Source organism: Acinetobacter schindleri CIP 107287, assembly GCF_000368625.1.
Lineage (GTDB): Bacteria > Pseudomonadota > Gammaproteobacteria > Pseudomonadales > Moraxellaceae > Acinetobacter > Acinetobacter schindleri.
The window spans coordinates 1-21,796 of record NZ_KB849574.1 but is presented as its reverse complement, the minus strand read 5'-3'; the positions used below and the strand labels follow the sequence as shown (position 1 = coordinate 21,796).

The 21,796-nt window shown below is 44.0% G+C and carries 18 protein-coding genes and 1 pseudogene; 8 read left to right on the top strand and 11 right to left on the bottom strand.

All coding sequences use genetic code 11. The features are described 5' to 3' along the window. Window positions 1-157: 157 nt before the first annotated feature. The gene (gene rho / locus F955_RS00345; protein ID WP_004812998.1) at window positions 158-1,426 is read right to left on the bottom strand and encodes a transcription termination factor Rho; all 1,269 of its coding nucleotides are present in this window, start codon (window positions 1,424-1,426) and stop codon (window positions 158-160) included. A gap of 328 nt (window positions 1,427-1,754) precedes the next feature. After that, complete coding sequence (trxA, locus tag F955_RS00340) at window positions 1,755-2,081, bottom strand: thioredoxin (RefSeq protein ID WP_004812997.1); 327 nt, start codon at window positions 2,079-2,081, stop codon at window positions 1,755-1,757. A gap of 264 nt (window positions 2,082-2,345) precedes the next feature. On the opposite strand from trxA, the gene ppx reads away from it, so the two are divergent. Genes ppx through F955_RS00315 form a run of 5 tightly spaced genes read left to right on the top strand, consistent with a single transcriptional unit; the run spans window position 2,346 to window position 7,467 of the window. After that, window positions 2,346-3,866 carry an exopolyphosphatase gene (gene ppx, locus F955_RS00335; protein WP_004889882.1) on the top strand — a complete coding sequence of 507 codons (1,521 nt, stop codon included), beginning with the start codon at window positions 2,346-2,348 and terminating at the stop codon, window positions 3,864-3,866. 30 nt (window positions 3,867-3,896) lie between these two features. Further along, window positions 3,897-4,721, top strand: a complete 825-nt coding sequence (locus tag F955_RS00330; RefSeq protein WP_004812992.1) for an acetyl-CoA carboxylase carboxyltransferase subunit alpha — start codon at window positions 3,897-3,899, stop codon at window positions 4,719-4,721. Beyond that, a complete protein-coding gene (gene tilS, locus F955_RS00325; protein ID WP_081399006.1) occupies window positions 4,658-6,031 on the top strand; it encodes a tRNA lysidine(34) synthetase TilS in 1,374 nt (457 codons plus the stop codon). Before F955_RS00330 ends, tilS begins: the two co-directional genes overlap by 64 nt. A gap of 2 nt (window positions 6,032-6,033) precedes the next feature. Continuing rightward, on the top strand, window positions 6,034-6,864 hold the full coding sequence (proC, locus tag F955_RS00320; RefSeq protein ID WP_004889878.1) for a pyrroline-5-carboxylate reductase: 831 nt from the start codon (window positions 6,034-6,036) through the stop codon (window positions 6,862-6,864). Window positions 6,865-6,897: 33 nt separating this feature from the next. Next, window positions 6,898-7,467 carry a YggT family protein gene (locus F955_RS00315; RefSeq protein WP_004889875.1) on the top strand — a complete coding sequence of 190 codons (570 nt, stop codon included), beginning with the start codon at window positions 6,898-6,900 and terminating at the stop codon, window positions 7,465-7,467. Between the two features lie 287 nt (window positions 7,468-7,754). Here the strand turns inward: F955_RS00315 and polA are convergent, their stop codons facing one another. Continuing rightward, window positions 7,755-10,511, bottom strand: a complete 2,757-nt coding sequence (gene polA / locus F955_RS00310; protein ID WP_004889872.1) for a DNA polymerase I — start codon at window positions 10,509-10,511, stop codon at window positions 7,755-7,757. Window positions 10,512-10,672: 161 nt separating this feature from the next. Here polA and F955_RS00305 point away from each other — a divergent pair, with 161 nt between their 5' ends. Beyond that, the gene (locus F955_RS00305) at window positions 10,673-13,375 is read left to right on the top strand and encodes a DUF2339 domain-containing protein (RefSeq protein ID WP_017401401.1); all 2,703 of its coding nucleotides are present in this window, start codon (window positions 10,673-10,675) and stop codon (window positions 13,373-13,375) included. Window positions 13,376-13,514: 139 nt separating this feature from the next. On the opposite strand, the gene F955_RS00300 is transcribed toward F955_RS00305, so the two are convergent. Both F955_RS00300 and F955_RS00295 read right to left on the bottom strand, forming a co-directional pair. Then, the gene (locus F955_RS00300) at window positions 13,515-14,438 is read right to left on the bottom strand and encodes a mechanosensitive ion channel family protein (RefSeq protein WP_004812984.1); all 924 of its coding nucleotides are present in this window, start codon (window positions 14,436-14,438) and stop codon (window positions 13,515-13,517) included. Between the two features lie 9 nt (window positions 14,439-14,447). Continuing rightward, a complete protein-coding gene (locus tag F955_RS00295) occupies window positions 14,448-15,269 on the bottom strand; it encodes a hypothetical protein (RefSeq protein ID WP_004889868.1) in 822 nt (273 codons plus the stop codon). A 103-nt stretch (window positions 15,270-15,372) separates the two neighbouring features. Here F955_RS00295 and gspE point away from each other — a divergent pair, with 103 nt between their 5' ends. Continuing rightward, on the top strand, window positions 15,373-16,866 hold the full coding sequence (gene gspE / locus F955_RS00290) for a type II secretion system ATPase GspE (RefSeq protein WP_004812979.1): 1,494 nt from the start codon (window positions 15,373-15,375) through the stop codon (window positions 16,864-16,866). Between the two features lie 46 nt (window positions 16,867-16,912). Here gspE and F955_RS00285 read toward each other — a convergent pair whose 3' ends face one another. The 6 genes from F955_RS00285 to F955_RS00260 all read right to left on the bottom strand — a co-directional run bounded on the left by F955_RS00285 (window position 16,913) and on the right by F955_RS00260 (window position 21,465). Then, window positions 16,913-17,305: a DUF4951 domain-containing protein gene (locus F955_RS00285; RefSeq protein WP_004889866.1), complete on the bottom strand. Its 393-nt coding sequence runs from the start codon at window positions 17,303-17,305 to the stop codon at window positions 16,913-16,915. Between the two features lie 193 nt (window positions 17,306-17,498). Next, window positions 17,499-17,924 (bottom strand): organic hydroperoxide resistance protein, encoded by a 426-nt coding sequence (locus F955_RS00280; RefSeq protein ID WP_004889864.1) that lies wholly within the window; start codon window positions 17,922-17,924, stop codon window positions 17,499-17,501. 102 nt (window positions 17,925-18,026) lie between these two features. After that, window positions 18,027-18,851: a carbon-nitrogen hydrolase family protein gene (locus F955_RS00275; RefSeq protein WP_004889862.1), complete on the bottom strand. Its 825-nt coding sequence runs from the start codon at window positions 18,849-18,851 to the stop codon at window positions 18,027-18,029. Window positions 18,852-18,875: 24 nt separating this feature from the next. After that, the gene (gene gigB, locus F955_RS00270; protein ID WP_004812973.1) at window positions 18,876-19,394 is read right to left on the bottom strand and encodes an anti-anti-sigma factor GigB; all 519 of its coding nucleotides are present in this window, start codon (window positions 19,392-19,394) and stop codon (window positions 18,876-18,878) included. Between the two features lie 112 nt (window positions 19,395-19,506). Next, complete coding sequence (gigA, locus tag F955_RS00265; protein ID WP_004889859.1) at window positions 19,507-20,475, bottom strand: RsbU family protein phosphatase GigA; 969 nt, start codon at window positions 20,473-20,475, stop codon at window positions 19,507-19,509. Window positions 20,476-20,577: 102 nt separating this feature from the next. Next, window positions 20,578-21,465: an MlaA family lipoprotein gene (locus tag F955_RS00260; RefSeq protein ID WP_004889856.1), complete on the bottom strand. Its 888-nt coding sequence runs from the start codon at window positions 21,463-21,465 to the stop codon at window positions 20,578-20,580. A 201-nt stretch (window positions 21,466-21,666) separates the two neighbouring features. Here F955_RS00260 and F955_RS16215 point away from each other — a divergent pair. Next, window positions 21,667-21,796: pseudogene (locus tag F955_RS16215) on the top strand (IS4-like element ISAba33 family transposase); the annotation flags it as partial.

Here is a 21,796-nt window from a genome sequence, read left to right as displayed (position 1 = left end):
CTAAAACTTATACAATTTTTCTTACCATTATTTTATTAATCATAAACTTGCAAATAAGTTTACAAATCATCATAGACTTTGTTTCTTTGTGTAATCAATGTCAACCCAAATAAAAAAGGTCATCGTTTTAGATGACCTTTCTATAATTTTTGAGGACTTAGTTAGATGCCTTGCGCTTCATCTGATCGAAGAAGTCATCATTGGTCTTGGTTTCTTTCATGCGATCAAGCAGGAATTCCATTGCCGCCAGTTCGTCCTGGGTATGCAAAAGCTTACGCAGAATCCAGACTTTACGCAGATTATCTTCTGACATCAGACGTTCTTCACGACGGGTACCCGATTTCTTGATGTTCATTGCAGGGAATACACGTTTCTCAGCAATGCGACGATCAAGCGTGATTTCCTGGTTACCTGTACCTTTGAATTCTTCGTAGATCACTTCATCCATTTTACTGCCGGTTTCAATCAATGCAGTAGAAATAATGGTCAGTGAACCGCCTTCTTCGATATTACGAGCCGCACCGAAGAAACGTTTTGGACGTTCAAGTGCATGTGCATCCACACCCCCTGTCAATACCTTACCAGATGAAGGAATTACAGTATTGTACGCACGTGCCAGACGGGTAATTGAGTCAAGCAGAATCACTACGTCTTTTTTATGTTCAACCAGACGTTTGGCTTTTTCAATTACCATTTCAGCCACTTGTACGTGACGCGCCGGAGATTCATCAAAGGTTGAAGCGATAACTTCACCACGAACCGTACGTTCCATTTCCGTTACTTCTTCAGGACGTTCGTCAATCAGCAGTACAATCAGGAAACATTCAGGGTTGTTACGAACAATTGACTGTGCAATGTTTTGCAGCAACATGGTTTTACCGGCTTTCGGGGGTGCAACGATAATAGAACGCTGACCTTTACCGATTGGGGCAACCAGATCGACTACACGAGCTGTCAAATCTTCAGTGGTACCATTACCCAATTCCATGACCAATTGCTCAGTTGGGAATAATGGGGTTAAGTTTTCAAACAGAATCTTGTTGCGAGAGTTCTCAGGTGTGTCGTAGTTAATCTGGTTCACTTTTAGAAGTGCAAAATAACGTTCACCTTCTTTCGGTGGGCGAATGGTACCAGTAATAGTATCGCCTGTACGAAGGTTAAAACGACGGATCTGGGAAGGGCTGACATAGATGTCATCGGGACCTGCCAGATAAGAGCCTGCCGCAGAGCGTAAGAAGCCAAAACCATCTGACAGAATTTCCAAAACGCCATCACCAAAAATCTCTTCACCATTCATCGCATGGCGCTTTAAGATGGCAAAAATAATGTCTTGCTTGCGGTTACGGGCCATGCCTTCTAGGCCCATAAACTCGGCAATCTTGATGAGTTCGCCAATCGGTTTTTTCTTGAGTTCGGTTAAATTCATAGGTGGTCGGATAGAATCAAAGTTCTGAGGTACAGGTTAGAAAGGGAGTAACATTCGGCCGCATACAAGCATTCAAACGACAGCAATTGAATTTGCACAAGAACAATTCAGAGGTTTGTTTGATTGTTTCAAAGAGAAATGTGAAAAAACAATTTCTATTGCCGAGCGGCATCTTATGTATTGTGTCTTGTAAGAAATTGACAGGATTTAGTATTCCTGATCTCTTGAATGAGCAATATAAGAGAGAAACAGGCGTTTGTCAATTTATTCTGGGCGAAAAAAATACGCGATATCTGATCACGTATTTTTATCTTTAAAACAGCGTTGATTAAATGTTTTCTTCAATGAACGCTGTTAATTTAGATTTAGGTGCTGCACCAACTTGAGTCGCAACCACTTCACCATTTTTGAACATCAATAAAGCTGGGATATTACGAATGCTATAGTTCACTGCAGTGGCTTCGCAAGAAGTCACATCAACTTTTACGATTTTTACTTTACCTTGGTATTCGTCAGCAAGTACTTCCAGTACAGGAGCAATTGCTTTACATGGCGCACACCAGCCAGCCCAGAAGTCAACCAATACAGGAACGTCTGATTGAAGAACGTCTGCTTCGAAGTTTGCGTCAGTAGTATTTACGATGTTGCCAGACATGGAGTGCTCCAGAAAATAATTTTTTAAAGATGGCTATAATTCTTAGTATTACATAGCCTTCTTTAACAATGTAGGGGAATATGCAAATTTTCAACCTATATTGTCAATTTGTCTAATGGATGATCACGATAGAGATAATCGTGTAACACAATTGTCACATAGAAAGAAAAAACTAAAAGGGATTAAATTGTCGATACAAATGGCTTTTAAATTGCATGGTTGTGAATTACTCTAAGCACAATTCGTTAAAGGTTTATTTCTGGAATGTCTGACTTTTTGATTGATGAAGAATTACTTGCCGCCATCGATATGGGATCAAACAGCTTTCATTTGGCCATTGCTCGAGTGGACCACGGCGAAGTCAAAAAAGTGGCATCAATGTCAGAAAAAGTTCAGCTTGCAGCAGGCCTGGACGAAAATAAGAATTTGACTGAAGCTGCGCAGCAACGTGGTCTAGCCTGTCTGGCACGCTTTGTGGGGCGTTTGGGTTCGGTTCAGCCAAATCGTTTACGTATCGTGGCGACTAATGCCTTGCGTCAGGCAAAAAATGGCCATGAATTTATTCAAAAGGCAGCAGAAATTTTACCGAAACCCATCGAAATTATTGCAGGTCGAGAAGAAGCCCGTCTGATCTATTTAGGTGTATCACATACCATGGCCAATAGTGGCCGTCGTCTGGTAGTAGATATTGGTGGCGGTTCAACTGAACTGATTATTGGTGAGGAATTTGAACCGATTCATACCGAATCCGTGCAGATGGGTTGTGTTGCCTTTACCAAAGCTTATTTTGAAGATGGCGATATTAATCAAAAGGCCTTTGATAAAGCCGTTACGGCGGCACGTAAAGAAATTTCCGGTATTGCCAATACCTATAAAGCAGCAGGCTGGGATGCTGTGGTCGGTTCGAGTGGCACCATCAAAGCCTGCCGCCAGATCTGTGTCAATATGGGCTGGAGTAACGAGCGCGAGGAGTTGACGCGTGAAGGCCTGGAAAAAATCAAAGATAAATTGCTCAAATATAAACATGTCACGGACATGGAGTTTGAAGGCCTTAAAGAAGACCGCCGTGCGGTGTTGCCAGCAGGAATTGCCATTCTGTATGCCGTCTTTGATGTTCTGAATATTGATTACCTGACCTATTCTGACGGGGCATTACGTGAAGGCGTGATGTATGACCTACTCGGGCGTTTCCAGCACGAGGATATCCGTGACCGTTCTGTGCATGCCTTGATGGGGCGTTATAATGCCGATACCAAACAGGCAGAACGTGTGGTAAAAACCGCGCAAAAACTGTTTGATGATGTGAAACAACCTTTAGCTTTAAATAGCGAAGACAGTGATCTGTTACGTCGTGCAGCTTATCTGCATGAAATTGGTCTGGCGATCAGTCATAGTGGTTATCATCGTCATGGGGCTTATTTGTTACAGCACTCGGACATTGCCGGTTTCTCGCAAGTTGACCAGAATCATCTGTCACATTTGGTCGCACATCATCGCCGTAAATTGCGCGCTGATGCCAGGATAGATGTCAACAAAGTCGGTGGTTCTCGACTTTTGTACCTGTGTTTACTGCTTCGTCTGGCGGTTTTGGTCAATCACAGTCGTAGCGATGAGATGCTTCCTGCCATTGAACTGAAGGTGAAGAATGCGCAACAATGGCAACTCAGCTTAGCCGGTGATGCCCGACAATGGCCTTTACTGGTGGCTGAACTGCATGATGAACAGGTGCAGTTTAGGAATTGGGAAATTGATCTCGCAATTCAGTCTGAACAATTTGTTGATTAACACCTTTATAGGGATGAAAACGGTTAACCTATGAAAAATAAAGCGACTCCATCAAAAGCATGGAAGACCGTGCAAATTGCACGTCATCCTGAACGTCCACAATTCCTGGACTACGTGGGTGAAATATTCACTGAATTTGATGCTTTACATGGTGACCGTCTCTATGGTGATGATGGTGCAATGATTGGTGGTCTGGCGCGTTTTGACGGTCAGCCTGTGATGATTGTTGGCCAGCACCGTGGCCGTAGTACCCGTGAAAAATTACAGCATAACTTCGGGATGGCGAATCCTGAAGGTTACCGTAAGGCACAACGCCTGCTCGATATGGCAGAGCGTTTTAATCTGCCTGTATTTACCTTTATTGACACGATGGGCGCTTATCCAGGCGTAGGCGCAGAAGAGCGTGGTCAGGCTGAAGCGATTGCTACAAGTCTGGCACAGTTGTCTAACCTGAAAGTACCTGTGATTGCGACTGTACTGGGTGAAGGTGGTTCTGGTGGTGCACTGGGGATTGGGGTGGCAGACCGTGTGGTGATGCTATCTCATAGTATCTATTCTGTGATTTCACCAGAAGGCTGTGCCTCGATCCTGTGGAAAACTGCGGACAAAGCTGAACAAGCCAGTGAAGCACTGGCACTGACTGCGGAAAAATTGCAGCATATGGGTATTGTGGAATATGTAGTAGATGAAGGTGAAGGCGCTCATTTAAATCCTGATCAGGTAATGCAAGACCTGAAAGCAGTACTGAAAGAAGCGCTGAATGAACTGCAACCGATGGAAGCCGAGGCACGATGCGAAGCACGTTACCAGCGTTTAATGAAGTTTGGCAGCGACAATTTAGGTCTGGTTTCTTAAAACAGCTGCAGGACTTTCCTGCAGAAACAAAATTTCTCATCGGATGCAGTGGCGGCGTGGATTCCATGCTGTTACTGCATCTGATGTTTTTTTTGTGCCCGGAAAAAATCCGTGCGATTTATGTCGATCATCAGCTGCAAAGTGGTAGCGCTGAATGGGGCAGATTTGTTCAGCATGAATGCCAAAAGCTGAGTATCCCCTGTATTGTCCAGCCAGTTATTGTGGCACAAGGTAATCTGGAAAATCAGGCCCGGGAAGCACGTTATCAGGCCTATCTGAAGCATCTACAGCCCAATGAAATTCTAGTTCTTGCGCATCATCAGCAGGACCAGGCAGAAACACTGATGCTGCGTTTACTATCTGGGGCCGGAGTCGATGGTCTGTCTGCCATGAAGCGGGTAGATATACGAGAAGATTTAACCATCTGGCGTCCACTTTTGGATATTTCTCGTGAGCAGATTTGCCAATGGGCCGCTGACCTGAATATTCAGAATATTGAAGATCCGAGCAATCAGAATAATGATTATGATCGTGCCTGGGCACGTCAGATTTTGTGGCCGCTATTAAGTGAGCGCTTCCCAAAAATGCAGGCAGCTTTAGCCCGAACCACGGATCTGATGCAGGATGCTCAGGAAATCTTGCAGGATGTGTTGCGACAAGATACAGACGTTTGTATCCAAGATAATATTTTAGACTTATCTAAATTTTCTGAACTGTCTTTAGCACGCCAGCGCCAGCTGCTATCTAACTGGATGAAAGGGGGAGGACAGTATCGGCCTACACTGGATATGGTACAGCGCTTGCAACGTGAAGTCATTCATGTACGTGCAGATGCCCAGGCGGCTTTGCATTGGCAAGGTTTTTATTATGTGCGTTATCAGCAGCTGGTCTATAAGCTCAGTAAAGAAATTTATCTGGCAGGTCAACAGCCATTTTCTGGCGAACAGCAGATGATTTTCAGACTTCAGGATCGTATTGATTTGCCTTCAGGACAGTTTCAGATTCAGTCTGCGGCAATCGGTTTATCATTGGATTTATTGAATCAGCACTTGAAACTGACACAGCGCCAAGGTGGCGAAAAGATTCATTTATGTGGACGTGTCGGTTCTTGGCCACTGAAAAAAGCCATTCAGGATGCGCAAATATTTCCATGGATGCGGCATACAATTCAAATATTAAGCATAGATGATGTTATGCTAGGCGTGTTTACGCCCAAAGGATTTTGGTTGGCTGAATCTGCCTATTGTGAGGTGGAGGGGTGGCAGCCAATTTCAGTCTCTTCAATTTCAGAACACAAAGACGAGCATTAAAAATGAGTGCAGCTTTAAATTGTAATATCAGTTTCATTGGTGGTGGTAACATGGCTCAAGCCTTAATTGGTGGCTTGATTGCACGTGGTTTGCCGGCAACCCGTATTACAGTTTCTGATCCAGTCGAAAAAGTGCGTCTACTGCTTGCTGAAAAAGAAGTGAATGTTACTGATGATAATATTGCTGCAATCAAACATGCCGATATTGTGGTATTTGCGGTGAAGCCACAGGTGCTAGCGGATGTGCTTAAACCGCTGCAAGGTTTGTTGGACGGTAAATTGGTTATTTCCATTGTAGCAGGTGCTGAAATTGCGACTTTGTCTAGCTTACTTGGTACCGATCGTATTGTTCGTGTGATGCCAAATACACCAGCATTAGTACAGACTGGCGCGCATGGTTTATTCGCCAATGCAGACATGAGTACAGCAGACCGTGAGCTGGCGAGTCAGGTTTTAGCTTCAACTGGCCTGACAATTTGGGTAAACTCTGAAGCGCAAATTGATGCTGTAACGGCGGTTTCTGGCTCAGGTCCGGCTTATTTCTTCTATATGATGGAAAGCATGATCCGTGCAGGTGTGAACCTGGGGCTAGATGAGAAAGTTGCAACTGCATTGACCTTGCAAACTGCATTAGGTGCAGCGCAAATGGCAATTACCAGTGCAAATACACCAGCTGAATTACGTAAAAATGTGACTTCACCGAATGGCACGACTCAGGCTGCACTAGAAGTCTTTGATCAGGCCCAGATTTCTCAAAACATTCAGGCAGCTCTGGCTGCTGCTGCAAAACGTAGTCAGGAGCTCGCTCAAGAGCTTAGCGACAGCAGTAAGTAAATTTTCAAATTTAATATTTAGGAACCTTCAGGTATGGGTGCAAATTCTGCGCTAATTTTTGGCATTATCATTAACGTCGCAATTTTGCTCGTATTCTTCCGCTTTTTAATGCAGTTGGCTTCGGTGAGTCCTTACAATCCGGTGGTACTTTCAACTGTAAAGGCCACCAAGATTGTAGATGTGTTTAGTCGTATTCTGCCAACTCTGGCGAAGGGTCGGGTAAATACTGCCGCGCTGGCATTATTGGTGGTGCTGTATTTGCTGAAAATTTTTGGCATGATGTATCTTTCTGGTGGTATGCCAAATGGTCCAATTCATCTGTTAATACTGACTTTTGTGACCATGATTCAGGACCTGATCCGTTTCTGTCGTTATCTGATTTTCGCGACCATTATCTTGAGTTGGGTGGTGATGTTTACTCAATCCCGTTCACCTTATATTGAAGTGGTTCAGGAACTGGCAGAGCCATTATTGGCACCATTCCGTCGTATCATGCCGAATATCGGGATGATCGACCTGTCTCCAATTCTGGCGATTCTGGCACTGATGGTGGTTGATCTGATCATGCGTGAAGTGGCCATGGTGTTGTTGACTGGTTTCTAAGATTTAAGAATATAAAAAAGGACGCCTAAGCGTCCTTTTTTTATTTGTTATGAATTTCAAAAGAGGTTTTACCTTTCCATACTCTCTCCTGAGAGGAGAAGCAACTTCCTACAAATTCATCTCTGAGAAGTAATAGTATTCTTTATCTTAAAAAAAGAAGAAGGAATTAATAAGATTATTCATAGTAATTAAAATTAGGTGTAATTCCCTCTCCCTTGGGGAGAGGGCTGGGGGGAGGGCTAATATAAATCTCCTGAAACTCCTCTGAAAGAGGGGTTCAAAGCACGTTAGTGCGCCTCATCCCAATTCTTGCCTTTGCCTACTTCTACCAGTAAAGGTACAGAGATCTGCACTACAGACTGCATTACTTCAGCCAGCTTAGATGCCAGTTCGTCAGCAATCGCTTCATCAACTTCAAATACCAATTCATCGTGGACTTGCAGCAGCATTTTGGCCTGGTCTTTTGGCAACATCTTGTCGACTTCTATCATCGCCATCTTGATGATATCGGCAGCTGAACCTTGCAGTGGGGCATTGATTGCAGCACGTTCAGCAGCTTTACGTATCATCATATTGCGAGCATCAATATCTGGGGTATACAAACGGCGGCCAAGAATGGTTTCCACGAAGCCCTGTTCCAGCGCAACCTGACGGGTACGCTGCATATATTCATAAATACCCGGATAGCGGTGGAAATACTGCTTGATGTATTCCTGTGATTCCTGGCGGGTAAAACCCAGCTGACGAGTCAAGCCAAACTCGGACATCCCATAAAGCAGACCGAAGTTTACTGCTTTGGCTTGGCGACGTTGATCATTGGTCACATCTTCCAGGGCAATACCGAGGACTTCTGCCGCGGTACGACGATGGACGTCCTGACCGTGAATAAAAGCATCCACCAGTGCATCATCCTGAGACAAATGTGCCATCAGACGTAATTCAATTTGGGAATAATCGGCTGCAAGTAATATACGACCCTCTGGCGCGACAAAGGCTTTACGGATCTGACGGCCAATTTCTTCACGAATTGGAATATTCTGCAGGTTTGGGTCGGTTGAGGATAAACGACCGGTTGCAGTCAGTGCCTGATGATAGCTGGTATGTACACGATGAGTATCATTATTGGCCTGTTTACAGAGCCCATCAGTATAAGTACTTTTCAGCTTGGACAGACCACGGTAGTTCAGGATCAACTCGGCAATTGGATGCTCAAGCTTTTCCAGAATGCTTTCGCTGGTGCTGTACTGACCTGTTGTGGTTTTCTTGCCACCTTTTAGACCCAGCTTATCAAACAGGATTTCACCAACCTGTTTCGGTGAACTGACATTAAAGGATTCGCCCGCCATTTCTTCAATCTGCTGTTCCAGATTTTTCATGGTTTCAGCAAAGTCACAGCCCAACTGATCCAGGAAAGCCAGATCTAGCTGAATGCCATTTTCTTCCATGCTGGTCAATACACGTGCGACCGGCATTTCAATATTTAGCAGAATGTTGAGCAGCTCTGGATGCACTTTCAGTTTTTCATACAGCACTTCATACAGACGATAAGTGACATGGGCGTCTTCTGCGGCATAGTGTGCTGCAGTTTCGATCTCAATCTGGTTAAAGGTTTTCTGTTTCGCACCTTTACCGGCAATCTGCTCAAAGGTCGTGGTCAGGTGGCTTAAATAAAGCCGTGCTACGTCATCCATACCGTGACGGGTTGCCACTGAGTTCAGCACATAAGACGCCAGCATGGTATCGAAGTACCAGCCTGCCAGCTGGATTCCATGATTTTCTAGGACATGTGCATCATATTTCAGGTGATGGCCAATTTTCTGAATATTGTCGTCTTCCAGAATGGGTTTGATTTGCGCAAGGATGGTTTCACGATTTAACTGTTCAGGCGCATTCTCATAGTCATGTGCCAGCGGTACGTAATAGGCATCCTCTGCATCAAAAGCCACCGAGAAGCCCACGATTTGAGCAATACGATAATCCAGACTGGTGGTTTCAGTATCAAAAGCAAAACGTTTGGCAGTATTTAAACGATTAAATAAAGCATCCCAATCTGCCTGATTCAGCACGGTGTGATAAGTCGCCTGTCCCAGTTGATCATCGCTGCTGGTCAATGACGCATGATCTTCTTCTATTAGCGCTACAGGTTTGGTTGTAATCGACTGAACTACTTGCTTGTAATTGCTATTGTTCGGATTGTTTGGATGATCCAGAGATTGCAGTTGGTTACGGAATTCAAGCTCGGTATAGAGTTCGCGTAGTTTGGCAACATTTGGCTCAGCAAGTTTTAAATCATCATAACCAAAGCTCAAATCCAAATCGATCACAATACTGGCCAGCTGATGATCCAGCGTAATGCCTTCAACATTGTCTTTGATATTTTGTCCAACTTTGCCTTTGATCTTGTCAACATTTTCCAGAATGCCGCCAATTGAACCATATTCATTCAGTAATTTGGCTGCGGTTTTGGCACCGACGCCAGGTACACCCATAATGCCATCTGAGGCATCGCCCATGAGAGTCAGGTAATCGATAATCTGATTTGGCCAGACCCCAAACTTTTCAAATACACCATTTACATCAAGTGGCTTTTCTTTAAAGCTGTCTTCCAGGGTTACTTTTTCTGTCACCAGCTGAGCCATATCTTTATCACCCGTAGAGATCAGTACTTGATGTCCCATGGCTTCAGCACGTTTTGCCAGTGTGCCGATAATATCATCGGCTTCTGCGCCTGGCAGGGCGTGTAGTGGAATTCCTAAGGCTTTGATCAATGCGTGCAGATAGGGAATTTGCTCGGCAAGCTCGCTCGGCATGCTTGGGCGGTCACCCTTATAGATGGGTGACAGTTCATGACGAAAAGTGGGTTCAGGGGTATCGAAAATCACCGCCATATGTGTAGGCTGGACACGGCGCATCAGTTTTTGAATGGCAGAAATTGCACCACGAATTGCATTGGTGTGTAAACCGGTTGACGTGGTTAACGGTGGCAGTGCGTGAAAGGCACGAAATAAAAAGTAAGAGCCATCGACCAAGACAAATGGTGGCATGTATTCAATTCCTTATTCAAATAATAGCGTTATTGTACGTGATTTTTAGCGTGCCCGCTGAGCAAGTCTGTGGCAACAGCTTAGCGAATAATGACCGAAGATGAAATAACCGGCAGCGGCATGTTGTATGATGGAGTGGTATGGGACTGGAAAATATAAGAATGACAACAGGGCAAAATGAATTACGCATGATGTGGCTGATCAGCCTGGTGATTGTAGGCTTGAGTGCCTGGTATCTGGATTACGAGATTGTCAGCTATTTATGTGGGCTCGGTTTTCTGATAAGTGTAATGCAGTATGTCAATGCAGTGCAGCAGTCACTTGAAGAGATCACTGCTGAACATCAGTTGTCTATTTCTGGTTATTCTAAAGTTCCATTATATATTTCTTCCCTGATTGCCATTGTGGGAGGTGTCATCGACCTGAAATGGTTGATGGGGCTGGGCGTCACGGCCTGGATTTTCTTCCTGTTTCGATGGTTGAAACGAATAGAGCTGTCATTGCAACAGTTGCAGCATCGTATTCACTCGGTGCCAAGTCAGGACACTTCAAATTCTCAGCCAGTTCCACTGCCAGCCTTTCAGCAGCCGGCTCAAGTTGATCATGCTTCACCGGATTTAATTGATCAGATCCAGCGCTGGATTTTTCAAGGCAATCCGGTGCTTAAAGCTGCAATCGGGATTCTGGTTGTCGGAATTATCCTGTTACTACGTTTTGCAACGGAGCATTGGCAAATCAGTCTGGCAATGAAATTGGGCCTGATTGCTTTGGCAAGTATGGCTGTTGCTGGGCTGGGCTATTGGTTGATCGAGAAAAACCGCAGTTTTGCGCTGGCACTTGAGGGTCTGGGATTAAGTGCGCTGTTTCTGACCTTATTCTTTGCCTATTACAATCTGGTCATTCCTGGTCTGTTGATGGCATCAGTGCTATTTGTGCTGATTATGGCCATGACGCTATATCTCAGTTTTAAGCAGAATAGTTTTGAATTGACGGTGATGGCGCTGTTAATTGCCTATATTGCACCATTTACTTTGCCTGTACGGGATGCCACAGCTGTAGAGCTGATTGCTTATTATCTGGTCATTAATATCGGAGTAGCAACGCTGACCAGCTTAAAACCCTGGAAGACGCTGAATCAGATTGCCTTTTTGGTCACTGCGATTTTTGGGGGAATCTATGCGCTGATTCATGGCTACACTTCTGAACGCTATAGCATGACTGGCTTGATTCTGGCACATAGTGCTGTGTTTATCTGGCTGGGATTTCGTTTTAGTCAGTTACTCGCTAAAGATGACCTGAGCAGGTTCCAGCTCAAGCCGATTCTGGACATTGCCCTGATTTTTGCCGCGCCAATTATAGCCTATATTTTCCTGTATCTGATTCATTTTAATGAACGTACATGGCAGGCAGGACTGAGCCTGATTTATGCCGCAGTATTCGCAGTTTGCTGGTTAGGATCGCGGCGTAGTCATACCCTGAATATCATTGCCAATAGCTATCTCAGTCTGATGCTGATTTTTATTGCCCTGATTCCACCAATTTTGTTGGAAAGTGAATGGAGCGTAGTGGGTTGGGCAGTAGAAGGCGTCTTAATTTATTTCTGGGCTTTGGAAAAGAATCTCAAAGTTGGGCAATATTTGAGTATGGGCTTACTGATCATGGCTGGGCTGAGCAGTCTGTATTATCTTGTTGAGCTGAATCCAACACCACGACACATCTTCTGGATACTGAGTGGCTGTTATCTGGCGGTGCTCCTGATTAGCCAGTTCAAAAAGCATTATATCCAGCAACTAGATGGGCTGAGTACTGGCTTCTTGAGCTTACTCAGTTTCTCAGCCAGCCTGATGCTGTTTGCCTTATTGGAAGACGAGTTCAGTTCACCAGATGCCCATATTTATAGTCTGGCTACGGTTGCACTGATTTTTGCTGTTCTTAATGAAATTATCTTCAGAAAAAATCAGGACTGGAGCTGGCTGGTGCCAAAATGGTGTGGCTTAACGCCATTGGTTTTTGCTGGTGTGGTTCTAGCAATTGATCAGAGTGAAAATGGTGTACTGATTTGGGAGAGTCAATTTGCCCGGATTATCTTTGGGTTATCAACCTTATTGTTAGCCTGGCAATGGCTGCGACCAGCCTCAGGCTTGTTGCTTTCAAAAGAATGGGTGAGTTTGGGAGCTCTAGTGAGTCTGACTCTGGCAAGCCTATGTCTGATTCCGAGTATGCCCTATATCAGTATGGTGATTTTGCCATTAGGTCTGTGTTTCTGGTCTTATAAACAATCTGCGGACTCTGCTTGGCCAATGCTGTGGCAAGGCAACAGTAGCTTGATTCTGATGGCAGCCTGGTTGTTGTGTTCACAGCTGCTCAGTCAGCAGGCCTTCAAGTTCTATTTGCTTCCTATTTTAAATCCTTTTGATCTGGTGAGTATCGCCATGTTGGTCAGCTTCATCTGGATGTTGCTGCAGCAGATTAGGGCAGGTCGAGATAAAGGAATGATGGCAGTACTCATGGTACTGAGTTTACTTTGGTTATTCAGCTATATTGTATTGCGTGCCTTACATATGTATTTAGGAACACCGTTGAACAGTTTGGAAGTGTGGAGTAATGCCACAGTCCAGTTGAGCTTGACCATTCTATGGGTGCTATTGGCTTTTGCAACGATGTGGATTGCGGCATTGAAAGCCCTGAAACCGATGTGGATTCTGGGTGGTAGTATTCTGGTGATTGTAACCTTAAAACTGGTGCTGTTTGATCTGTCTCATATCGGGACCTTAACTCGAGTATTATCCTTCTTGCTGGCAGGAGGGGTGATGTTATTGATTGCTTATGTTGCACCAATGCCGGATGGGGAGAAAAGGGTTTGAATCTAAATTAACTCATTTGAGCATTAATTTAATCTCCCCAAACCCTGGACACGCTTTAAGCGATGTGCAAGGAAAAGAGCGGCTTTTGATGACAGTTCCTTCCTTTGTAAAGGGAGGTTAGGAGGAATTTAGAAAAAAGTTATTTTAAATCCGGCTCCCTCTTCAATTCCTTCTCATTGGCATATTGATCAACATCTTCATTTTCCAGCGGACGTGCAAGCGGATGATCTACAAAGCCCATTTTTGGTACAGGAATCTCAATATGATTTTCCAGGAAACCATTACGAATGCGTTCCTGCATTTCATCACGAACTTTTAAAAAGTTTTCACCTTGACACCAGACTGCAAACAGCAATTCAATGGATGATTCCCGGAAAGCAGTTACTGTCACAGCCGGTTTCGGATCGGCAAGTACCATTGGATATTTGTTTGCCACATCCAGCAGTACTTCACGAACCTTGATAATGTCTTCATGGAAATTAATCGCCAACGTGATCGGAATTCGCCGGATCGGAAATTTGGACAGGTTATGTACCGGGGCACGGATCAGTTGCTCATTCGGCAACCGGACATAGATATTATCCTGGGTTAATAATTTGACTGAGAGCAGGTCAATCGAAATGACTTCGCCTTCAATGGTATGCCCACGAATCAGGGTAATCTGAATGGTATCACCAACTTCAAAAGAGCCTTCACCAATCAGGAACATACCGCTGATCAGGTTGGAGGCTGAGGTCTGAGATGCGAAACCCAGTGCAACTGTCAAAATACCTGCTGCACCTAAGAAGACACTGAGCTTAAAGCCAGCTTCCTTTAAGCTGGCCATGACAAACAGCAGGAAAATGAAGTAGAAAATCCCACGACGCCAGACCATTTGCTGATGGGCATTAAAGCGTAGGCCAATCGTCCGGATAAAGGCATTCGAGAAAAAACGTGCAATTAAAAAGCCAATAAAACACAGTACGATTGCGACAGCAATTTCTGTCAGCCGATCAGTATTAATACTGGTAAATACGCCTTTCAGGCTATTGGTGACTTCAGCAGAAATACTTGAGTTTGCCATTAGCCGTCCTTAAAAGAATGAATCAAACATATTGAACAGGTTGCCTGCGGGGTCACGTGGTGGATGCAGATAGTCCACTTCACCAGCATGCGGTGGCGTACGATTTTCAATCCGAATTCGAGGTGGACGATCCAGACCTTCATGCAGGACTTTAATTTGCGAGGTCCAAAGACGTCCCGTACTGGCACTGAAAAATAACGGTAAGGCAGGTACGGGTACATTCATGCGGTCAAAGCGCAGTTGCTGATTACTGGTATTGTGGAATTCAATTGGGGTTACAGCACGAAATGCACGCGGTGTCAGCTGTTTTAGCTCAGTACGACCATCGACTGCTGTGGCATAACAAATTTCCCCAGAACGATGATTCGGGCCAAACCAGGTATCTTTGGGTAGAATTACCGGGACATCAAAAATTGGATCTCGCTGTCCATCGACAAAACCTGCAATCCACAGTGGCGTACTGATATATAAGGTTCCGCGTTGCCCGGCAGGAATATAAATAGGATCGACAGGTTTAATCACTACAGAACGATCTGCCAGACGAGGCATGAGTTGCAGTTTACTTTTGGTGGACTTGAACATATAGCGTTCAATTTTCACTGGCTGAGGAAAGGCAAAATGGGGATCTTCGATTTGGTGCCATTTCTGCTCATAGTCAAACTGTACCACAGGGCGGTAATACTCCAGACGCCATTCCTGCAAGCCACGTGTCAGACGGAACAGCAGCGAACCAAATTGCCAGGCTTTGGACTCATTTATTTCAAAATTCTGTTCCCCCCACCAATGAATAGAGGGCTGAGCAGAGGAAAAATCAACTTGATCTTGTAGCAATGCGGCTGTCCTTTCGTACTAAATCTTTCTAAACATACTTCACGCTGTCATGTGCTTAGAGTACACTCAATTTAAATTTTTTCACTATTATTATAATTCTACGATGCAAGTACTGAAACAATTACAAATCCCTTATAGTTTTGCCAAACGCCATGGGGTGTTGTTGCGTTATGAAGGGGATCAGGTCTTTATCGTCCGTCGTGATAATACCTCGATGCTTGCATTGCAGGAAGCACGCCGTTTTTTGGGCCATCCTGCCCAGTATCAGCTCTGCAATGATCACGAATTTAGCCAATTACTCAGTAGCAGTTTCGCTGGAGACAGTGGCGAATCACAACAAGTCGCAGCTGGTCTGGAAGACCATCCAGATTTGCTTAGTCTGGCCGATTCTGTCCCTGAAGCTGAAGATTTAATGGATCAGGAAGATGATGCGCCGATTGTCCGCCTGATCAATGCCTTACTTTCAGAAGCAATCCGTGTGGGTGCTTCCGATATTCATATCGAATCCTTTGAGAAGAAACTTTCAGTCCGCTTGCGGGTTGATGGTCAGTTACGCGAAATTGTACAGCCACGCCGTGAACTGGCACCGCTATTAGTCTCGCGGATTAAAGTCATGGCCAAGCTGGATATTGCGGAAAAGCGTATTCCCCAAGACGGTCGTATTTCGTTGCGCCTAGCAGGGCGTGAAGTCGATGTCCGTGTTTCTACCTTGCCATCTTCGTATGGTGAGCGCGTGGTAATGCGTCTATTGGACAAACAGGCGGGTCGCCTGAACATGACCCATTTGGGTTTAATGAATAATGATTACGATCGCCTCAAGACTTTGGTGCATCGTCCACACGGCATTATTTTAGTCACTGGCCCAACTGGTTCGGGTAAAACGACGACACTTTATGCAGCACTTTCCGATCTGAATGATGGTTCCAAGAATATCCTGACCGCGGAAGATCCGGTCGAGTATCAATTGGAAGGTATTGGGCAGACGCAGGTAAATACCAAAGTGGATATGACCTTTGCCCGTGCTTTAAAAGCGATGCTGCGTCAGGATCCCGATGTCGTCATGGTGGGTGAGATTCGTGACCTGGAGACAGCAGAAATAGCAGTACAGGCTTCTTTAACAGGTCATCTGGTTTTATCAACCCTGCATACCAATACTGCAATTGGTGCAGTAACCCGTCTTAAAGACATGGGGATTGAACCTTTCTTATTATCCAGTTCATTGATCGGGGTGGTTGCCCAGCGTCTGGTACGTACTCTCTGTTCACATTGTGCGACCTGGCATGTAGCGGATGAATTTGAACAAGGTCTATTTGCCCATGTCCATAATGGGACACAATTAGAATTACCACAGCCAAAAGGTTGTGAACGCTGCTCACATACAGGCTTCACTGGTCGAACTGCGATCTATGAAATTGTCCCGGTGGATGATCATATGCGCCGTCTGATTCATGGTAATGCACCAGAATACGAGTTAGAAAGTTACGCACGTCAACAATCTGGTTCTATTCGTGATGATGGCTTACGTAAAGTGCTGGCAGGTAAGACGACGGTAGAGGAAGTACTGCGGGTCACCAATGAAGCAGCAGAATTAGCTTAATGATAGAACTGTTAAAAAGTAGCCAGTTGGGCTGCTTTTTTATAGATTACCACAAGTCGATAATTTTCTTCATGAGTTGGGCGCGCAATGGAGCGGTTGGATTGCCGGCATTGCGTTGAGTCTCATTTTTATAAAAATTTTGCCAGGTTTTCGCTATTTCTATATTTAAACCCGCCTGTTTCATCTTTTCAACATCAGCTTTATTGATATGATTCAAACGTGTTTCTGCATCTTGGGGACCTGTGCCCCAGCCAATTACACCTTGACTAAATTCAGGCAGGCTCATGTTATGCGGTGTAGGAGGAATAGCGAGTCGATCAATATCTGGATTCACCAGGGATTTGACTTGAGGGCGAATTTTTTCAGAAACTTGCACATCTGCAAAAGACGAGATAGAGATACTTAAAAACAGTGTGCTGAGGAGAAGAGGTTTTAACATTAAAATAAAACCAACAATAGATGCAAATAAGAATCATTATATATAACTATCTGTCTAATTGTTATCTTTTTGAAATAGGAAAATACAAACTGGTGTATAAAAAGTAGAAGATTAGCCGGCTAAGAATTGAATTTTTATACTGGATCAAGACTATCCTGAAAAACAGATTTTTCAGGATAGCGTCTACTGAACCTTAAGTAATCACATTTAACGTGACATCAATATTATTACGAGTAGCATTAGAATACGGGCAGACAATGTGCGCGGCATCCACCAGCTTTTGAGCTTCGTCCTGATCCATACCTTCCAGATGAACATTTAGGGTAACTTCAATACCAAAGCCAGTTGGGATCGGACCAATCCCTACCTCACCTTCAATATAAGCCTCTTTACTCATATTCAGTTTGTCTCGATTAGCCACAAATTTCATAGCCCCTAAAAAACAGGCTGAATAGCCAGCGGCAAAGAGCTGTTCAGGATTGGTACCACCGCCTGGACCACCCATTTCCTTTGGTACTGCGAGTTGTATATCCAGCAGTTGATCATCCGTAGTAACCCGACCATCGCGGCCACCTGTTGCTTTGGCATGGGCGGTATAGACAGTTTTTTCTAATGACATGATATGAATCCCTGTTATTTTTTCATGGAGTTTCTATGCTCGATGATTTTTAAACAGGAATAAGCAGGGATTTTGTTATTTTATGCAGGAAAATCGCAAACTTTAAAACTGGATCAATTTTCGATGTTGCATCAATGGCATGGACTCACGGACTTTATGCTGTTCATTTAAATCAAAATCTACCGTGATCAGCTGAGCACCTTCCGCATGTACCATATTCAGTACCTGACCGCGGCTATTGGTGGCTGCAGTATGTCCCCAAGTCTGACGTTTTTCTCCATGCCAGCCCTGTTGTGCAGCGCCAAGCACAGCACACTGAGTATCCATGGCACGTGCTTGTAGAAGTAACTGCCAATGCATTTGACCCGTGGTATAGGTAAAAGCAGAAGGGGCAGTCAGAATATTGGCGCCTTGTTGACGTAAAGTCAGTGCCAATTCAGGGAAACGCAGGTCATAACACACCATCAAGCCAATATTGCCAAATGGGGTTTTCGCAACCACGACATCTGTACCTGGTTCAAAGAATTTGGACTCCTGATAGCCACCGACAGCATCACCCACTTGCACATCGAATAAATGAATCTTGTCATAACGTGCTTCAGTACGTTCCGGGCTAATGCACAGGCTTACCGTACGGACACGACCATCTTCAATGACTAAACCATCCGGGCGATACGGACAAGGCAGGGTGCCAGCAATAATCCAGATCTGATATTGATGTGCCAGTTTTTCGAGGCGTTGCTGAATGTCTTCAAACTGCGCCGCAGTTTCGCGTTGTTTTCCGGCAGCAAAGCAGACAAAATTTTCAGGAAAGACGATCAGTTCAGCACCAGCGGCTTTACTCTGCTGAATCAAGGATTCTATCGTTCTGAAATTGTCTTCAATTTCATTCTGAGAATTCATTTGTACAACAGAGAGTAAAGTCATCGTTTCCTTCCTGGAAAATTAAGATTAAATATTGGGTTCGGACACCTTATCGAGATTATCCTGTTCTTTTTGCAGCTGTTTAACCAAAGGTTCGAACATATTTTTGTTGCTTTCATTGAGTTTCATCAATGTCTTATGCGCATCCAGGACCGTAGTGAGCATATTACGATGCGTTACATGCTCTTCGATCAGGGCACGGGTGCAGACATGCGAATCTCCACAATAGTTCAGGATCACAAATACCTGTCCCAGACCCATACTATTGGCCAGGGTTGTAATATCTGAATTGGTAGAGAGCATGACAGCCTGGATATGATGCACTTGTTTCAGCTTCAAACCCAGTTTCGCAAGAACACCGAGTACAGTACTGTCAATAAAACTGGTTTCAGTTAAATCAACGATCGCACCAACGACATTATCTTGCTGTTCAATTTTGTTCAGTAACTTGTCTAGACTTATACAAGATTGTGCACGCACTTCGCCAATAAGCTTAAAAATATGCGTTCCATTCAAACTTGCATATTCAACATGACCTGTTGACATATAAATGCCATTTGCAGAGAAGGATATTAAATTATCCCATAGGGTAGTTTGATACTCAAGTAGCTGAAGGTCTGAGTTAATTTAAGTATCTATTAAAGCAATAATTATATTACTAATTCATACGTATGAAGCTAAGGAAGGCAATATCGTCTGCCACATGCTCCGGCGCTTGAAAAGATTGATTTTGCAAGTGATAGACCAGCTGTGCAAACTGTTCATTCAAACCGCCATCAAAGGGTTCCAGGGCACCATCCGAACATAAAATGAATCGGGCATGACGTTTCAGGACGAATTCCTGTTCATCTACTTCCAGTTCTTCGGTCAGCCCGAGTGGAAAACTACTGGTCGATAAAATTTTGGGTGCCTGATTGGGTTCAAAAATAATAGGCGGTGGATAATGCCCGGCACTGGACCAGCGCACCACATGAGTTTCAAGGTTTAAAACCCCGGCAATCATGGTGATATGCTTTTCAATATTTTCCTGAACCAGCATGCCATTCAGCTTTTTGATCAGTTCACGTGGCGATTTGGAACGGCCATGAAAAGCTGCCATCCATGAGGTAAGTAAACTACTGGTGACACCATGTCCAGACACATCAGCCAGATAGAACATCACTTCTTTATCGCTAATTTTCCAGTAATCGTACCAATCACCAGAAAGATAAGCGGAAGGCTGAAAATATGTTTCTACCTGATAGTTGAAAAGCTCAATCGGGTTGGGAAGCAATCTTTGTTGTAACTCTGCTGCGGAAGGTAAGTCGCGACTATCCTGGTTTCTTTTATATTGCGCATCAATTTTTTGTAAAGCGAGGAGAGGCTGAGCTGGAAGTTTGTTCCAGATCCACCCGGCAAGAGCGCCTTGTTCCCAGGCTTGAGATAGTTCAGCTCCTTCATTTTCCAAAGCCAAGACAATGGTAGGAAAATTCCATTGGTATTTCAGATAATCATGCACATCGGAAATTGCAAGAATAGTCTGATCATACAACTCATGATCTTCAAGACCAATCATCTGCACGTCTGGAAGCGTGTCAAGGACTTGATCAAGATAAGGAACATCACGAGTCGGCTGAATAAAATACATAAGGAAATGAACTAATCCCAAATTTGTTTATTAGATGTACTATAACAAGCTATTGATTACCGGCGAATCTTTTTCACCGATAATCTTGCTGAAATTATTGACTTAAAAGGTTGGTTCTGTCGAATCGCTCTGATCTTCATCAAACTCATCTTCAAATTCATCATCTATATCAGTGAATAGACTTTCCGACTCTAAGCCTTTTTTTTCAGCAATTGCATAACTGGTACGTTGCAGATAAATGTCACGAATCTGTGCATAACGATCACCAGTCAATACCCCTTCAACGTCCAGTATTTCAGAACGAGTGTCGATAACACGCAAAGACTGGTCACTCCAGTAAAGTCCGTCATTATCATCAAGAATATATTTTTGTGGACGAGCCTGGCTATCTACAGCGCTACCAATTACCCCGCGGACAGAGCTTGGACCTAAAAGTGGCAGCATGATATAAGGGCCAGAAGGCACTCCATAATAACCTAAAGTAATTCCCAGCCTTTCATCTTCATGACTCAAGCCCAAGCGACGGGCAGGATCTGCCAAACCTAGAGTCGTTAGCGTATTAATGGTAAAGCGGCCTAGGGACTTGGCAGCCCGTGCAGGACGACCTTGAATTAACTGGTTGACTACATTCCAGGGTTCACCCAGGTTATTGCGGAACTGAGTATAGCTGCCGCGAACATCTTTCGGAACCTTTTCCACATATTGTACGGCTACAGGTCGTAACACGTTGCGGTCAATCACATCGTTAAATTGATAGATCTTTCTATTTAGTGGCTGAAAGGGATCTTTAACTTCTTCAGCCTGTGCTGCTCTGGCATCGACCTTCAATTGTGTCTGTAATTGTTGCGCCTTATTGGAAATTTTTGTTCTAAGGGGCGTTTTTTCAGGCTCATTTTCTAGATTTTCCACATCGGTAGTCACCTCAGCAAAAACCTGTGCGGTTGAGGCTAAAGAAAATAAACATAGAGTTAAGTAAATAGAACGATGCATAAGGTAACCTGAAGCCTTTTCCGGGTAAGTAGCACTACTTATTAATATGAAAATAATAAACGTTATATTCAGGAATAAACATCATTTAAGCAAATTTGTATAAAAAATGAAGGAAAACACACGAAAAGATCTCTGTACACGACAAAAATAGATAACTCATTGAAATAATGTCACAATAATTGTTTTCTAACGACGAATACTATGACACATCTCAATGAGTTATATCTTATCTTAAACAAATCTCTAAAATGGAACAAGTCACATTTAAAGTGCTTTGCGCTCATCATGCTTGTGATCATTTTAAAGCAAACATGTAATCTTTCTTCTGCAT

Excerpts from the sequence above, each read along its gene's own strand:
- gigA (WP_004889859.1), bottom strand. The coding sequence starts at position 20,475 with ATGTATTTTATTCAGCCGACTCGTGATGTTCCTTATCTTGATCAAGTC.
- F955_RS00330 (WP_004812992.1), top strand. The coding sequence starts at position 3,897 with ATGAAAAATAAAGCGACTCCATCAAAAGCATGGAAGACCGTGCAAATT.
- F955_RS00260 (WP_004889856.1), bottom strand. The coding sequence starts at position 21,465 with ATGCATCGTTCTATTTACTTAACTCTATGTTTATTTTCTTTAGCCTCA.
- gspE (WP_004812979.1), top strand. The coding sequence starts at position 15,373 with ATGCAAGTACTGAAACAATTACAAATCCCTTATAGTTTTGCCAAACGC.
- proC (WP_004889878.1), top strand. The coding sequence starts at position 6,034 with ATGAGTGCAGCTTTAAATTGTAATATCAGTTTCATTGGTGGTGGTAAC.
- trxA (WP_004812997.1), bottom strand. The coding sequence starts at position 2,081 with ATGTCTGGCAACATCGTAAATACTACTGACGCAAACTTCGAAGCAGAC.
- tilS (WP_081399006.1), top strand. The coding sequence starts at position 4,658 with ATGCGAAGCACGTTACCAGCGTTTAATGAAGTTTGGCAGCGACAATTT.
- F955_RS00285 (WP_004889866.1), bottom strand. The coding sequence starts at position 17,305 with ATGTTAAAACCTCTTCTCCTCAGCACACTGTTTTTAAGTATCTCTATC.
- F955_RS00275 (WP_004889862.1), bottom strand. The coding sequence starts at position 18,851 with ATGACTTTACTCTCTGTTGTACAAATGAATTCTCAGAATGAAATTGAA.
- ppx (WP_004889882.1), top strand. The coding sequence starts at position 2,346 with ATGTCTGACTTTTTGATTGATGAAGAATTACTTGCCGCCATCGATATG.
- rho (WP_004812998.1), bottom strand. The coding sequence starts at position 1,426 with ATGAATTTAACCGAACTCAAGAAAAAACCGATTGGCGAACTCATCAAG.
- F955_RS00315 (WP_004889875.1), top strand. The coding sequence starts at position 6,898 with ATGGGTGCAAATTCTGCGCTAATTTTTGGCATTATCATTAACGTCGCA.
- polA (WP_004889872.1), bottom strand. The coding sequence starts at position 10,511 with ATGCCACCATTTGTCTTGGTCGATGGCTCTTACTTTTTATTTCGTGCC.
- F955_RS00280 (WP_004889864.1), bottom strand. The coding sequence starts at position 17,924 with ATGTCATTAGAAAAAACTGTCTATACCGCCCATGCCAAAGCAACAGGT.
- F955_RS00305 (WP_017401401.1), top strand. The coding sequence starts at position 10,673 with ATGACAACAGGGCAAAATGAATTACGCATGATGTGGCTGATCAGCCTG.
- F955_RS00300 (WP_004812984.1), bottom strand. The coding sequence starts at position 14,438 with ATGGCAAACTCAAGTATTTCTGCTGAAGTCACCAATAGCCTGAAAGGC.
- gigB (WP_004812973.1), bottom strand. The coding sequence starts at position 19,394 with ATGTCAACAGGTCATGTTGAATATGCAAGTTTGAATGGAACGCATATT.